Here is a 15,333-nt window from a genome sequence, read left to right as displayed (position 1 = left end):
ATTACCGCAACAACCCGCCGGGTGGCCGGTGACGCCTTCGGCCGTTAGCAGGGACCGCTGGGCGTTCCGCGGGCGGGCGTGGTCTCCTGCGTGGGCGGCACCTGCGGGTAAGGCACCCGATACGGATTGGCCACCGCCGCTCCCCCCAAGGATCCCAATACCGCGTTGGGGACGCATTGGGGCAGCCTGGGCAGCGCGTTGAGCAGCGGAGGATCCAACTTGGGTCGCGATGGGTTCGGCGGGACAGCAAAGTTGAACGCCGAGGTCATATCCTCGGTGACACTGCGTCGCCAAGGGGTCAGGTTGGGCACCGGCACCCCGAACCGTGTCTCGATCAATCGCAACTGCGAGGTGTGGTCGAAGGTGTCGGAGACCACCAGCGGCCCACGGCTATAGGGCGAAATGACGATGCACGGCACGCGATAGCCCAGACCGATCGGCCCCCGGATGCCACCGGAGCCGGACACCGCGTCGATGTCGGGCACCGTGACGTATTCGCCCGGCGTTCCCGGCGGCGCCGTGGGCGGTGTGACGTGATCGAAGAACGAACCGCATTCGTCATAGCTGATGATCAACGCGGTCTTTTCCGGGTCTTTTCCCACACCGCGGGATTGGACAGCAAAGTCCGCAATATGTTCACAATCGCAACCGCACCGACGTTCACCGGCAGTGCCGGATGCTCGGATTGGATGATGTTGGGGACCACCCAGGAAACCTTCGGCAGCCTGTTGGCTTTCACGTCGAGAACGAAATCCTGAGGGTAGGTGGGGGCGATGCCGAATCGAGCGAGATTCGACCTTGGATCGGCGGTTTGCTTGAAAGCCTGAACCAGGCCGTTGTCGCTGATAGGCGAATTGATGTAGTGCCCGAAAAACTTGTTCTGGTACACCTTCCAACTAATGCCGGCATCCTCGAGATTCTCCGGCATGATGCGCCAGCTGAACGGCTGCAGCGGCAGGAAATTCGGCTCGTTCAGCAGCGGCCCACCGTTGGTACCGTCCGGGTCGATCCAGGCGCTCAACCAGTACAGGCGGTTGAGCGCGGTCCCGGTCAACATCGAGCAGTAGTAGTCATCGCAGATCGTGAAAGTGTCGGCCAGCATGTAGTGGATCGGGAGGTCCGCTCGGGTGTAGTAGCCCATGCAGGCCGGGATGTTGCCCTGGCGTATCTGCGAGTACTGCGACGGCAGCCAGGTGTCGTTGGCCCCGTTGTTCCAGGCGGTGTGCATCGCGACCCACCCCTCGACCCAGGGCCTGGGGGTTACCCGGGTTCGCGATGTCTTCGATGCTGCGCCCGACACGTTTGAGTCATCTGACTGATCCCGCTAGGTCGGCTAGGTGCGACTCTTGGCATGTCTTCGCTATCAGGGGGGACCACGGGGGCAAGGAGCAGTAAATGGAAAATGCCCGGGCACCAGTGATGTTCATCCGTGGGCTTTGGCCGGCCGAGTCTGTGGCTCGACGAGGCTTCCCGCCTGCACCCCCTTCCCCGCCACCGGCGGACGACCCGACACATTCGGCCCCAGGGAGCGCCGTTCCCTAGTCGGTGCGGCGAGGGAACTGGCGGGTAGCACGCTTCACGCATCGCGTTCTGGTGGATGGCCGGTTGGCGCTACAGCTCGGAAACCCAGCTGTTGCTGCCAAAAGTGCCGTTGAAAAATAACTTTCAGTTGATCTCTCAGCGCTCAATACATGCTGAGGCTGTGTGGGCCTAGCGACATGCGATGCCAGGAGGCCGTGGATGTCGGTCGATACAACACACGTTGGCGAAGCACCTCGCGCTGGAATGGCCGTCTTGAGACGTGCTCAGCGTGAGTGTGAACCGTTCCTGCGGAATATAATTGGGTCGTTGGCCGAGCCGTTGGCCACGATGGCCGGATACCACTTCGGTTGGTGGGATGCCAACGGGCGCGACGCGGCAGGTACCTCGGGTAAGTCGCTGCGGGCCGCTCTTGCCTTCAGGGCGGCCCGGGCCTGCGGAGATGCTCGCGAAGCCGCCCCCGCGGCGGCAGCCGTGGAGCTGATTCACAACTTCACGCTGCTTCACGACGATGTGATGGACGGTGATTCGACCCGCAGGGGCAGGGCAACTGTATGGCGGGTATGGGGAGTGAATAACGCGATCCTGCTGGGAGATGCGCTACATGCCCTGGCGATCCGGACGCTTACCGACTCGCTTGGGCAGGGGGTGGCCGTGAACGCGATCACCCGTCTGGAGCAAACGTGCCTCGACCTGTGTGTGGGCCAGCACCAGGATTGCTCATTTGAGCGATGCACGACCGTAACAGTGCCGGATTACTTGCGGATGGCGGCCGGAAAGACCGCCGTGTTGATGGCGTGTGCGTGCGCATCGGGTGCGGTAAGCGCCCGCGCGGACGCGGCGACCGTAGCCGCGGTGGAACGGTTTGGTTACGAGCTCGGCCTGGCGTTTCAGATAGTGGACGATCTGATTGGCATCTGGGGGGGACCCTGCCCGGACCGGAAAGCCGGTCGGCAGTGATCTGGCCAGTCGCAAGGCGACCTTACCGATCGTTGTAGCGCTTAGCTCTGACTGCGAAGCGGCCCTCGAACTGGCAAGGCTGTACAGGTCCGACCACGCCATGACCCACCGTGAGGTTGTTCATGCTGCCGAACTCGTAGAGACCGCGGGCGGCAGGCAGGCCGCGCAGCACTTTGCCGATGAACGGATGCGCGCCGCGATCGCGGCGCTACCCGAATCAATGAGATGCAGTGAGCTCGTGGCATTGGCGCAGCTGGTGATCGATCGGGATAAGTGAGGTGTGTCGACGATGCCTACCTCGATTCCCGCCGCGCCCGCCGCGTTGCCACTACTCGGCCATACCTTGCCGCCGCTGCGTAACCCGTTGTCGTTCTTGCTGTCGTTGCCCGCCCGAGGCGACCTGGTGCGCATCCGAATCGGGCCGGCCACCGCCGTGGTGGCGTGCACGGCGGAACTCACCCACGAAATCCTCTGTGATGACCGAATTTTCGACAAGGGCGGCATCTTCTTTGACCGGTTCCGAGAGATGCTGGGCGATGGTCTGAGCACCTGCCCCCGTAGCCAGCACCGGCGGCAGCGGCGCCTTCTGCAACCGGCCTTCCATACGCAGCGGTTGCCTGGTTATGCGCAGACCATGACCACTCAGGTGGCCGCGACCGTCGGGCGCTGGCAGAACGGCCAGATCATCGATGTACCCGCGGAGATGATGGCGATCACCGGCCGGACCCTGCTCACCACGATGTTCTCGAATAGCCTCCCTAGCCCGGCATTGCGCCAGGCACTCGATGACCTGACCGCCATTTTCGCGGTCCTGTACTGGCGGATGCTGACGCCGCCACCGCTGGATCGGCTGCCCACCGTCGACAACCGTCGCTATCATCGCGCCAGCACTCGGCTACGCCATACCATCGGTTCGGCGGTTGCCGGCCGCCGAGCAGCCGGCGTCGACCGTGGCGACCTTCTCTCGGCGATCCTGGCCTCGCATGAAGTCGACAGCAGCACAGTAGCTTTCACCGATACCGAGGTCATCGACCAGATCGTGTCGTTTTTCATTGCGGGGACCGAGACCACTGCCCTTACGGTGGCCTGGGCGCTGTACTTACTGGCCGAACATCCCGCCATCGAGCAACGCGTGCACGCCGAGATCGATCCGGTCCTGGCGGGCAGGGCGGCTACCCACGCCGACCTGCCTCGGCTAGGGCTGGTCAACAGGATCGTCACCGAGACCCTGCGCCTTTATCCGCCCGGGTGGATCATCAGCCGCGTGGCCACCGCCGATGTCTACCTCGGTGGGCATCGGATACCGGCCGGGGCGACGGTCATCTTCAGCCCGTACCTGATCCACCATCGTCCCGATCTCTATGCCGAGCCCGACCGCTTCGACCCGGACCGATGGCTACCCGAGCGTGCCCGGGCTATCGGCCGCAACACCTATATCCCATTCGGCGGCGGGACCCGCAAGTGCATCGGCGACAACTTCGGCACCACAGAGGCGGCACTCGCCCTGGCGACCATTGCCGCCAACTGGCGGATGCAGCGCCTTCCCGGCCTGCCGGTCCGCCCGGCCGTGGCGGCGTCACTGCGCCCACGCAATCTCGCTTTGCGTGTCACCGCACGTACGGCCGACCGAACTCCTGGCGAACCCGGCCGGCGTCTAACAAGCCACGAAATCGGTTGAGCCGGAGGTGTCCGTGACCGCCATTTGCGAATTCGTCTTACCCGATATCTACTGTCCTTTTCCCGCCGCCTTTGCTCACTCTCGTCATCCGGCAGCGACCGAAGTAGAGCTGGCCATGACGAGCGCGCTACCCCAGGCCCTGCGCGCTACCCGAAGACGGCAACACTCTGATTCGGCGCTCCGTCTCAGGCATTCATCTCGTGGATCATGCCGGGCGCCTGTATCCCGACGTGACCACAGCGGGGTTGCACACCGTCACCTCGTACTTTCTGCTCTTCTCCGTGCTTGATGAGTACTCCGAACAGCAAGACGGTGGCGGGCAGACTTTCAACCCCGAGACGCTACGTCACATTCACCGCACGGCCCTTCGGCTGCTGGACCAACCCGACGCGTCCAGCGACGATGATCTCGATATCACTCGAATTGTTCGGCCGTTGTGGCGATTTCTGAACGCCCTGGGCGATCGGAATGCGCGCAAGAACTTTCGCAACGCGTTCGAAAGGTCCCTGCAAGCGCGGATATGGGAACTCGATCACCTCCGAACCGCCAGTATTCCCTCCCTGGCGGTGTATCCCCGGTTGCGGCGGCAGAGCTCGATGGCTGTTCCTTTGCTCGAGCTTCATCCGGTGCTTTTCGGGCTGGCCGGCTCTGTCCGTTCGCTGGACCATCCCGCAATCCGACAGCTCCGCACGATGCTGCTCAACTGTGTGTTGTGGAGCAATGACCTGCTTTCGCTCGCAAAGGAGCTGCGCGACGGGTCTTGCATGAATCTGGCCCTGGTCTTGCAGAAAGACCGCGGGTGCGCACTACAGCAAGCCGTTGACGAGGTTGCATGGCTGATCGAGCGAGAAACCCTTGCCTATCTTGACCTCAAAGGGCAACTCCCTCGGATAGGCATTGGTTCATCGCAGGAATTGGCCTCCGTCACAGCGCTTCTCGATCGCGAAGAACGCTGGCACGCCGACTCCATCGAATGGCATAGCTGCCCGCGCTATCAAGCCGGCCCGTCGCAGCGGCGATAGCACGGCGGCGCGACATCAGTTGATCGGTCAAATACCCACCACGATTGGAGACCAACGATGACGATCGGCATCCGGGACACGACCGAAGCCCGCGATATCCGAGCCGCGGGGTGGGCAGCCATCATGGCAATCATCCCCGGAATCGTGGTGAACTTCCTGACTGGCACCCCGCTGGAACCTTATCCAAGTTGGGCCTGGACCGACGAGCGGATCGCCGGCTATTTCGCCGGTCAGCAGTCGGCCATCGCCGCACAGATCTTTCTCACCAATGCCGGGTTTGTACTACTGCTATGGGCAGTCGCCGGGGTGAAACGAGCGGTGCTCACCGATACCCGTCCATCGCTATACACTGACCTGATCATCCCGTCCGCCGCCATGGCGACCGTCGCGCTGCTGGCCGGCAATGGCCTGTACTGGACCGCCGGCCTGCGCGGCCTCTCGCCGGAGTTCACAAGACTCGCTTGCGATTTACTCATTCCCTTCGGCTACATCGGATCCCTGGTCAGTGTGGCGATCACACTGTTCTGCGCGGGCATTGCGATGCGTCGCAGCGCCGTTTTCCCCAAGTGGCTGGCGGTCGCCACACCCTGGACGGCCATCCCGCTGGCCAGCGCCCAATTCTTCTTGTTGGCCGATACCGGACCGGCGGCGCCCATCAGCCTGATCAGCTTGATCCCGTACCTCTTGCTGTACCTCTGGCTGGCGACCACCGGCATCGTCATGTTGCGCCGCAGCGTCCGGATCACGCCCGGCACCGATCTCCGGGCCGACGTGGCAGCGATAGGCAAACAGGGCGGCTGACGCAGTCCCGGCAGATCTCAGACTCCCCGAAAACCCCAACACCGGCACTTTGGAGAATGACATGGCGGCGCACATTCAGCGAGCAATAGGGTATCTCACCGAACAGCACGCATTGGGTTATCCAAACGCCGTACACAAGATGGGGTCCTATTCCACGGCGAAGTTTGTTCAACTCGCCGCCGATCATCTTGACCTCACCGCGGATCAGGTGCACAGATTCTCCACATTCACCTGTGAGAACAAGGCGTTCCACGTGGCAATGATCACCGATACCCTGCAAGATGCTCTCGACGCCGGCCACTCGGAATGCCAAGCCATGGTGGACGAGAACATCGACTACCTACTCGGCTGCCGGGATGAAATTTCTTGGCGCTATTTCCCCGGCTTCGAGCCATTGCCCTACGACGCCGACAGCCTTGGGCAAATGACGCAAGTGCTCGTTCGAGCAGGCAAAGCGACGCCCGAAACCTTAGCGGACGCGTTCAAGCTTGCAGCCCTCAACGCATGGGAGGACGGCCCGATAAGCACCTTTTTCGCGACCGACCCCGAAGACAGAATCGTCATCAACAAGATATGGGGGCGTGGGCGCGACGACACCGGACGTGACGCGGAAGTCGTCGCCAACCTCCTCTACGGCGCGACGCTGTATCAAGACCAGGTAGGCGACTCGCCATTGACCCCACTGCTGGAAATCGCAACCAAATGGTTGACAGTTCAGCAACAACCCATGGGGTTCTGGCGCGCGGCATGGTATGTCGGAACCTCGTACAGCACCTACGTCGTAGTGCGCCAGCTGGTGGCCGCGAGCGGCCACCAGTCATCAGTTGATCGTGCCGTCCGATTTCTCCGGCAGGCGCCGGCGCCCGATCCGCTCAATCGTGCGCTGGCAATGCTGGCGATCACCGCGGCAAACTGCGCACCCGACCGCCACGACGCGTCGCTCCTGCACGACACCCAGTTTCACGACGGCTCCTGGGAAGCCATCCCCCTACTCGATAACCACGCACGGATCTGGGGAAGCCGAGCGGTCAGCACCGCCATCTGCCTCAAGGCATTGCTGCGGCAGGAGTCTCAATGACCACCGTCAACCCCTCATCGCGTTCGCGACCGCGCCCGCTCGCAGATGAGTCGGCAGCCACCACCGTTCTGTTGGCCTCGCCACGTTCGTTCTGCGCCGGCGTACACCGGGCGATAGAAGCGGTCGAGCGTGTGCTCGACCGTGCTACCGGGCCGGTGTACGTACGCAAGCAGATCGTGCACAACCGCACGGTGGTCGCCGAACTACAAGACCGCGGAGCAATTTTCGTTGACGAGCTCGATGAGATTCCCGATCCTCCCGCACCGGGTGCCGTCGTGGTCTTCTCCGCACATGGCGTCTCCCCGGCAGTACGCGCGGCCGCCAACGGGCGCGGACTCGAGGTCGTTGACGCCACCTGCCCGCTGGTCACAAAGGTTCATGCGGAAGCCGCGCGGTTCGCCGGGCGCGGCGATACCGTGCTATTGATCGGCCACCTTGGACATGAAGAGACCGACGGCACCCTCGGAGTTGCCCCGAATTCAATGTTGTTGGTGCAGAATGCCGATGACGTGACGGAACTGGATCTTCCCGAAGACGCCCAAGTGTCTTACCTAACTCAGACGACGCTGGCGGTGGACGAAACCACCGACGTCATTGACGCGCTGCGCAAACGGTTCCCAAAACTTGCAGAACCGCCTACAGAAGATATCTGCTACGCGACAACGAATCGGCAGCGGGCGGTTGAGGCTATTGTCCGGCGGTGCGATGCGCTGTTGGTGGTTGGGTCACAGAACTCGTCGAACTCGCAGCGGTTGGTCGAACTGGCGCGGCGCCGAGGCACCCCGCATAGCTCATCGACGGCCCCACCGATATCGACCCGCACTGGTTGGACTCGACGGCCACGATCGGCATCACGGCCGGCGCTTCGGCTCCACCCCGGCTGGTTGAGCAAGTGATCGATGCGCTGCGCTTGCGCGGGCCGATCAATGTGGTCGAAAGCCCGGTCACAACCGAATCGGTGCGCTTCGCCCTGCCGCCAAAAGTACGAGTCCCGTGAGCATCACCATGCGTGCCGATCGAGCCGACCTGCTTTCACTCATCAATGGTCCGCAGGATGTCCAGGCACTGCCCGCCGACCAATTACCGTTGTTGGCCGCGCAGATCCGTCGACGCATGATCGAGACGGTGGCCAGCACCGGGGGCCACCTCGGCGCGGGACTGGGTACCGTCGAGTTGATCATCGCCCTGCACCGGGTGTTTTCCTCGCCGCGTGACATCGTGGTGTTCGATACCGGACATCAAACATACCCGCACAAACTGCTCACCGGTCGCGGCGACCAGTTTGTCACCCTGCGCCAACCCGGTGGCTTATCGGGATATCCCAGCCGCAGCGAATCCCACCATGATTGGGTCGAAAATTCGCATGCATCGGTGAGTTTGGCGTGGGTGGACGGCATTGCCAAAGCCTTGGCCCTGCAGGGGCGAGGTGATCGCCGTGTCGTGAGCGTGATTGGCGACGGCGCTCTTACCGGTGGAGTGGCATGGGAGGGCCTGAACAATCTGGGCGGCGCCGACCGCGCCGTGATCATTGTGCTCAACGACAACGGGCGCTCATACGATCCCACGACCGGCGCGGTAGCCACTCACCTGCAGGCGCTGCGCCATGGCGTCAGCTCAGGGCCCAATCTGTTCGAAACATTGGGCTTTACCTACATCGGCCCCACGGACGGGCACGACGTCGAATCGATTTGTTCGGCGCTGCGGCAAGCGGCCGCACTGGACAAGCCCGTTGTCGTCCACACTGTCACCGCGAAGGGACGCGGCTACCCACCGGCCGAAGCGGATGAGAGCGACCGCATGCATGCCTGCGGTGTCATCGAGGTAGCCACCGGCCGGCCGGCCAAACCCACTGCAGCAAGCTGGACCGACGTATTCGAGCAAGAGCTCGTCCGAATCGCCGACGAACGGACCGATGTCGTCGGTATGACCGCGGCGATGCGGCTGCCGGCCGGCCTCGGCGCGTTGTCACGCAAATACCCCGACCGGGTTTTCGACTCCGGCATCGCCGAACAACACCTCTTGGCGTGTGCCGCGGGCCTGGCCAGCGCGGGCGCACATCCCGTCGTGGCACTGTATTCCACGTTCTTACATCGAGCCTTCGACCAGTTGCTATTCGACGTCGGACTGTACCAGCTCCCCGTGACCTTGGTCCTCGACAGAGCCGGGATAACCGGACCCGACGGCGCCAGCCATCACGGGATGTGGGACTTGGCGCTGCTGACGAATGTGCCCGGCTTGCGTGTCGCCTGCCCCCGTGACGCAGTAAGGCTGCGCCAGCAGCTGCGTGTCGCGATCGACGACACGTCACCGAACGCGCTGCGATACCCAAAAGGAGTGCCCGACAACGATATCCCTGCGGTGGGCCAGATTGACGGGGTCGATGTCCTTTTCGCCGGCGGGAAACCCGATCGCGACGTGTTGCTGATCGCCGTGGGTGTCATGGCGCACCCCTGTGTCGACGCCGCAGAGCGCCTTGCTGCGGCCGGGGTCGGGGTCGGGGTTGTCGATCCTAGCTGGGTGTGGCCGCTGAACCCGGCGCTCACCGAGCTTGCCCGCCAACACCGTATCACCGTATGTGTCGAGGACGGGGTCGCCGACGCAGGGATCGGCTCACGCCTCAACCACCAGATCGGGTGGCTGAGCCCCCGGACCCGCACCCTTGTCCTGGGGCTGCCGCGCGACTACATCGCGCACGCGGGCCGCGACCAGATCCTTACTGAATGTGGGTTGTCCGGTTCCGCAATCAGCGCGGCATGCCAGTCGGCGCTGATTGCGGACTCACCCGGCAGCCATGACAGATCCGAACCGCTGGATCCATTGGCGCCCTCCCCTCTGGAGACACCATGACCATTGGTCTGGGCATCCCCGCACCGCCCGCGCCTCGGCTAGCGCCGCGACGCGTGACTCGCCAACTGATGGTAGGCAATGTCGGTATCGGGAGCGACTATCCCGTTGCGGTGCAGTCGATGACGACCACCAAGACTCACGATGTCAACGCAACTCTGCAGCAGATCGCAGAGCTGACCGCCGCCGGCTGCAACATTGTGCGGGTAGCGTGCCCACGACAAGAAGACGCCGATGCCTTACCGCAGATCGTCAAGCACAGTCACATTCCGGTCATCGCGGACATCCATTTCCAGCCGAAATACATCTTCGCCACGATCGACGCCGGCTGCGCCGCGGTGCGGGTAAACCCGGGCAACATCAAGGAATTCGATAGCCGGGTAAAAGAAGTGGCCAAGGCTGCGGCGGACACCGGCATCCCGATCCGCATCGGCGTCAACGCCGGCTCGCTGGGCAAGCGAATCATCCAGAGGTACGGCAAAGCGACCCCCGAGGCGCTGGTCGAGAGCGCGCTGTGGGAGGCATCGCTGTTTGAGGAGCACGGCTTCGGTGATATCAAGATCAGCGTCAAGCACCATGACCCGGTCGTTATGGTGGCCGCGTACCAGCTTTTGGCGACGCAGTGCGACTATCCACTTCACCTCGGGGTCACCGAGGCCGGGCCTGCGTTCCAGGGCACGATCAAGTCGGCGGTCGCGTTCGGCGCCCTGCTCTCCAGCGGCATCGGCGACACCATCCGGGTTTCGCTGTCGGCCCCACCTATCGAAGAGGTCAAGGTCGGCACCCAAATCCTCGAGTCACTGAACCTGCGCCCGCGATCGCTGGAGATCGTCTCGTGCCCGTCCTGTGGGCGCGCGCAGGTTGACGTCTACAGACTGGCAAATGAAGTCAGCGCGGGCCTAGACGGTCTTGGCGCTCCGCTGCGCGTGGCGGTGATGGGTTGTGTAGTCAACGGTCCCGGTGAGGCACGCGAGGCGGACCTGGGCGTGGCCTCCGGAAACGGCAAGGGGCAGATATTCGTCAAGGGCGAGGTGATCAAGACCGTGCCGGAGTCGCAGATCGTTGAGACGTTGATTGAGCAGGCATTGCGAATCGCCGAAGAGCGGGCCTCCGAGACCGAATGCACCGATCTCGTCGGTACACCGGTCGTGAGTGAGGTCTGAATGGAGGGCAATGAGCGGTTCGTTCCCCGGCTGGCGCCGTTGACCTTGGCGGTGAAAAGCCTTGCCAACCCACAGATTATTTACAACGCGAAAGCACAAGGTGCGCGTGCCGAACGCACCGAAGCGGGAGTGGTGACACTGTACCGTCGCGATGACCTGATGCGGATCAACCGTCATCCGGCGGTACTGGGCCCGGGTGGTCGCGGGGGGAATTTCGGCAACGACAATCCCCTGATCCCGTTGGAGATAGATGGTGAGGAACACAAGAAGTGGCGACGGCTGTTAGATCCGCTCTTCGCGCCCAAGCAGATGGCACGGTTGGAAGCCGCTGTTCGCAACCGTGCCGCGCAACTGGTCGACGGCTTTGCCGGCCAGACTAGCGCCGAACTGTATCAGGCCTACTGCGCGCCGCTGCCATGCTTTACGTTTCTGGAGCTCCTCGGCGCTCCGCTCGAAGACATTGAGTTCTTCACGGCATTCAAAAACGGCGTGTTGCATCCGCAAGGGGAGACCCGCGAGGAGATCCAGGCCAACCAGGCCGCTGCCGGGGCCATGCTGCTGGAGTACTTCACCAGGCTCGTGGCCCGACAACGTGCCGAAGGAGCTCAGGGCGAGGAAGTGCTCGCGGTGTTGTTGCGCTCACGGATCGACGGCCAACCGTTGACCGATGCGGAACTGTTCAACATCATCCATCTGCTGATATTCGCTGGCTTGGACACGGTCACCGCGTCCATGTCGTGCATCCTGGCCTGGCTGGGCCAACACCCGCACGAGCGCCGTCGCCTGGTCGAGGACACCGCACGGATCCCGGCTGCGATCGAGGAGCTGATGCGCTACGAATCGCCGGCGCCCAGCGGCATCCGCTACGCCACAGCCGACATCGACCTCGGCGACGGGCTGACAATCCGGGCGGGAGAAGCGATCCACGTCAGCTGGGCGGCTGCCAACGTAGATCCCACCGCCCATCCGGATCCCCTGCACGTGGACTTCGACCGCGCCCGGTTCCACCACCTCGCCTTCGGCAGCGGCATCCACCGCTGTCTCGGATCGCATCTGGCGCGACTCGAATTACGGGTCGCTCTAGAAGAATTCTTGGCTCGCATTCCCGACTACGCGGTGGACACGGCCGGGCTGGTCTACGACAACGTGTCGGTGCGCACCGTGCAGCATCTGCGCATCACCTTCAACGCCAACACCCCATCACCAGTTGATCCATCTCAACGCCATGCCTTCATGGCTCCGCTGACGGGCAGCGGGACAGCGTCTTGGAAAGGAACGGCCATGAACACCGATGACATGATCTTGATCAGCGTCGATGACCACATCGTCGAGCCGCCCGATATGTTCGATAACCATCTGCCCGCGAAGTATCTGCGGGACGCGCCGCGGCTGGTGCGTAATCCAGACGGCTCCGACGTATGGAAGTTCCGTGACAGCGTGATCCCCAATCCGGCGCTCAACGCGGTAGCCGGGCGGCCGAAGGAGGAATACGGCCTGGAGCCGCAGGGTCTGGACGAGATTCGGCCCGGTTGCTATCAGGTGGACGAACGGGTCAAGGATATGAATGCCGGGGGCATCCTGGCCTCGATTTGTTTTCCCTCCTTCCCAGGATTTGCCGGCCGGCGGTTCGCGACCGACGATCCGGATTTTTCGTTGGCATTGATACAGGCCTATAACGACTTGCATATCGACCAATGGTGCGGGGCATATCCGGCACGGTTCATCCCCATGGCGTTGCCGGTCATCTGGGATGCGCAGGCGTGCGCGACAGAGGTGCGGCGGGTCTCGAAGAAGGGCGTGCACGCGCTGACGTTCACCGAGAATCCCGCGACGATGGGTTACCCCAGCTTTCACAACGACTACTGGAATCCACTATGGAAAGCGCTGTGCGACACCAACACCGTGATGAACATCCACTTCGGATCCTCCGGCAACCTGGTGACGACAGCACCCGACGCACCGATAGATGTGTTAATGACTCTAGGGCCGATGAACATTGTGCAGGCGACCGCGGATCTGTTGTGGTCCAGACCGATCAAGGACTACCCGGACCTCAAGATCGGGTTGTCCGAGGGCGGCACGGGCTGGATCCCCTACTTTCTGGAGCGGGCGGACCGCGTGTTTGAAATGCATTCGACGTGGACCCACCAGGACTTCGGCGGCAAGGTCCCGTCCGAGGTGTTCCGGGAACATTTCCTGGCATGCTTCATCAGCGATCCGGTGGGTGTCAAGCTGCGCAACATGATCGGCATCGACAACATCGCCTGGGAAGCCGACTACCCACACAGCGATTCGATGTGGCCGGGTGCGCCCGAGGAGCTTGGGGAGGTTTTGACCGCAAACAGCGTGCCTGACCTCGAAGTGGACAAGATGACTCACCTCAACGCGATGCGCTGGTACTCGTTTGACCCGTTTAGCCGCATCCCTCGCGAGCAGGCAACGGTCGGCGCGTTGCGCAAAGCCGCAGCCGGCCATGATGTGTCCACGCGGCCACGTAGCCAACACAAGAGCGGTGAGCGGACCAGCATACTGGTCGAACCGTGATGTCTTGGGCAGCAAACGAATCAGCCTGCGGGACGTAATCGTGCGGACTAACCAGCCTCGAGAGCCGCGCGTCATCGCGCATCGCCGAACTCGGCGAGATGCGGCAGCGACCTCGGCCAGTCCGTGCGCGCGCGGATATTCCGACTCAATGCCGTTGCAATCCAGTTGATCTCGACAAACGCGGCGAGATCGGATTCGGCATCTTTAGGTTGGGCACGCGAGCAATTTGGCACCCGCGGGCAGCGCACCTTCGAGGCGGCGGGAGCGGAATTCGTGGGCGGTGACGGGGCTTTCACGGGAGTCAGGTGGGGATCGCTTCGACTAGCTTTAATACCTTTTGCCCCAACAGGTTCAGTCAAATGACTCAATTTTGCGCAATGCACTATCGCAGGCCTTAAAACGGCCGGGCCGCCGTGTTAGCGTCGAAACTTATGAGCCCATCGGTTGCCGAGTTATCGCAAGAACTCGGGGAAGCCTTCCGCCTGTCAAGCATGGATGACCCCTACCCGATGCTCGCAGAACGCCGACGTGAGACACCGGTTATGAAGGGCGACATCATGGTTGCTCTTGGCGCGCCTTCATACATGGGTCAGCACGCCGGCGAAACGCACACGGTCTTTCGCCATGATGACGTGATGGCCATCCTGCGCAACCATGAGACCTTCTCCAGCAGCATCTGGGAAATCTCGCAAGGACCTTTGATCGGCCGATCGATCCTCGCGATGGACGGCGCGGAGCACCGCCAGTGGCGCGGCTATCTCCAGTCCGTTTTTGGCGGCAAGTTGTTGAGCTCCTGGGACGAGAGTATCTTCCGGCCACTTGCCGCAAAGTACGTCGCGGACCTGGCGTCCAAGCGGGGCGCCGACCTCATTGCGATGGCGCTCGAGTACCCGTTGCGCGCGATCTACGAAATCCTGGGCTTAGAGGACTTCAAAGAAAACTACGAAGAGTTCCATGCTGACGTCCTGACCATCCTGCTCGCGTTGTGGTCCACCCCGGATCCGGCACAAGCAGACCAATTTCTGCTCAGGTTTCAAAAGGCGACCGAGGCGTCGGCCCGCAGCTGGGACCGGCTGCTTCCGATTGTTCAGCGCAAACGGGCGGCCGGCGCTTCGAGAAACGACCTCATTAGTTCACTCATCCGAGCCGAGTATGAAGGCGGCGTTCTTGATGACGAGCAGATCACTTCGTTTCTACGTTCGCTGCTGCTAGCAGCAACCGACACCACCACTCGACAGTTCTTGAACACGCTCACCCTCCTACTGCAACGGCCGGACGAACTGGACCGCATCCGGCGCGACCGCAGCCGCCTGCGGTTGGCGCTCGCCGAGGGTGAGCGCCTGGAACCGCCATCGCTCTTCATCCCTCGCATGATCACCCGCGATGTGGTCATTCGAGGCACGGAACTCACCGCCGGAACACCGCTGCTGCTAGCCATCGGGTCAGCCAACCGGGATCCGGAAGCATATCCGCCCGATCCTGACGAGTTCCGAATCGACCGCACGGGACCACATCACGCGACCTTCGGTTTCGGCACCCATATCTGCTCCGGCATGAACACCACGCGCCGCGAGATTGCCGCATTGATCGACGCGATGCTCGACGGACTTCCCGGTCTGCGTGTTGACCCCGACGCGCCGGCGCCGCTGATTAGCGGCATCCACTTCCGTGGACCGTCCGCACTTCCAGTGGTTTGGGACTAGC

8 protein-coding genes and 4 pseudogenes are annotated in these 15,333 nt (G+C 62.7%); 11 read left to right on the top strand and 1 reads right to left on the bottom strand.

The window, feature by feature from the left end; genetic code table 11:
* Positions 1 to 44 precede the first annotated feature (44 nt).
* Positions 45 to 1,237: pseudogene (locus MMSP_RS25630) on the bottom strand (phospholipase C); the annotation flags it as partial.
* Between the two features lie 503 nt (positions 1,238 to 1,740).
* On the opposite strand from MMSP_RS25630, the pseudogene idsB reads away from it, so the two are divergent.
* The 11 genes and pseudogenes from idsB to MMSP_RS04595 all read left to right on the top strand — a co-directional run bounded on the left by idsB (position 1,741) and on the right by MMSP_RS04595 (position 15,332).
* Positions 1,741 to 2,776: pseudogene (gene idsB / locus MMSP_RS04645) on the top strand (geranylgeranyl diphosphate synthase IdsB).
* 12 nt (positions 2,777 to 2,788) lie between these two features.
* The gene (locus tag MMSP_RS04640) at positions 2,789 to 4,177 is read left to right on the top strand and encodes a cytochrome P450 (protein ID WP_036426181.1); all 1,389 of its coding nucleotides are present in this window, start codon (positions 2,789 to 2,791) and stop codon (positions 4,175 to 4,177) included.
* Between the two features lie 200 nt (positions 4,178 to 4,377).
* Positions 4,378 to 5,199 (top strand): terpene synthase family protein, encoded by an 822-nt coding sequence (locus tag MMSP_RS04635; RefSeq protein WP_020785678.1) that lies wholly within the window; start codon positions 4,378 to 4,380, stop codon positions 5,197 to 5,199.
* 57 nt (positions 5,200 to 5,256) lie between these two features.
* Positions 5,257 to 6,000 (top strand): hypothetical protein, encoded by a 744-nt coding sequence (locus tag MMSP_RS04630; protein ID WP_020785677.1) that lies wholly within the window; start codon positions 5,257 to 5,259, stop codon positions 5,998 to 6,000.
* A gap of 61 nt (positions 6,001 to 6,061) precedes the next feature.
* Entirely contained in the window at positions 6,062 to 7,078 is a 1,017-nt protein-coding gene (locus MMSP_RS04625) for a hypothetical protein (protein WP_020785676.1), read from the top strand.
* Positions 7,075 to 8,075, top strand: a pseudogene (gene ispH, locus MMSP_RS04620) (4-hydroxy-3-methylbut-2-enyl diphosphate reductase). The gene MMSP_RS04625 and the pseudogene ispH overlap by 4 nt, the downstream one beginning before the upstream one ends.
* A 29-nt stretch (positions 8,076 to 8,104) precedes the next feature.
* Positions 8,105 to 9,925: a 1-deoxy-D-xylulose-5-phosphate synthase gene (locus MMSP_RS04615; RefSeq protein ID WP_369797344.1), complete on the top strand. Its 1,821-nt coding sequence runs from the start codon at positions 8,105 to 8,107 to the stop codon at positions 9,923 to 9,925.
* Positions 9,922 to 11,085 (top strand): flavodoxin-dependent (E)-4-hydroxy-3-methylbut-2-enyl-diphosphate synthase, encoded by a 1,164-nt coding sequence (gene ispG, locus MMSP_RS04610; RefSeq protein WP_015354076.1) that lies wholly within the window; start codon positions 9,922 to 9,924, stop codon positions 11,083 to 11,085. The genes MMSP_RS04615 and ispG overlap by 4 nt, the downstream gene beginning before the upstream one ends.
* Positions 11,086 to 12,123: pseudogene (locus MMSP_RS29715) on the top strand (cytochrome P450); the annotation flags it as partial.
* A gap of 243 nt (positions 12,124 to 12,366) precedes the next feature.
* Complete coding sequence (locus MMSP_RS27975) at positions 12,367 to 13,629, top strand: amidohydrolase family protein (RefSeq protein ID WP_036426179.1); 1,263 nt, start codon at positions 12,367 to 12,369, stop codon at positions 13,627 to 13,629.
* Positions 13,630 to 14,060: 431 nt separating this feature from the next.
* Entirely contained in the window at positions 14,061 to 15,332 is a 1,272-nt protein-coding gene (locus MMSP_RS04595) for a cytochrome P450 (protein ID WP_036426177.1), read from the top strand.
* The last annotated feature ends 1 nt before the right edge of the window (position 15,333 follow it).

The sequence above is a fragment of the Mycobacterium sp. 012931 genome, assembly GCF_000419295.1.
Classification (GTDB): Bacteria; Actinomycetota; Actinomycetes; order Mycobacteriales; family Mycobacteriaceae; genus Mycobacterium; species Mycobacterium marinum.
The sequence above is the reverse complement of the archived record's forward strand: the minus strand, read 5'-3'. Positions and strand labels throughout refer to the sequence as shown.

Bases quoted from the DNA above. Each gene is read 5' to 3' on its own strand.
- MMSP_RS04640 (WP_036426181.1), top strand. From the start codon at position 2,789: ATGCCTACCTCGATTCCCGCCGCGCCCGCCGCGTTGCCACTACTCGGC.
- MMSP_RS04630 (WP_020785677.1), top strand. From the start codon at position 5,257: ATGACGATCGGCATCCGGGACACGACCGAAGCCCGCGATATCCGAGCC.
- MMSP_RS04625 (WP_020785676.1), top strand. From the start codon at position 6,062: ATGGCGGCGCACATTCAGCGAGCAATAGGGTATCTCACCGAACAGCAC.
- ispG (WP_015354076.1), top strand. From the start codon at position 9,922: ATGACCATTGGTCTGGGCATCCCCGCACCGCCCGCGCCTCGGCTAGCG.
- MMSP_RS27975 (WP_036426179.1), top strand. From the start codon at position 12,367: ATGAACACCGATGACATGATCTTGATCAGCGTCGATGACCACATCGTC.
- MMSP_RS04595 (WP_036426177.1), top strand. From the start codon at position 14,061: ATGAGCCCATCGGTTGCCGAGTTATCGCAAGAACTCGGGGAAGCCTTC.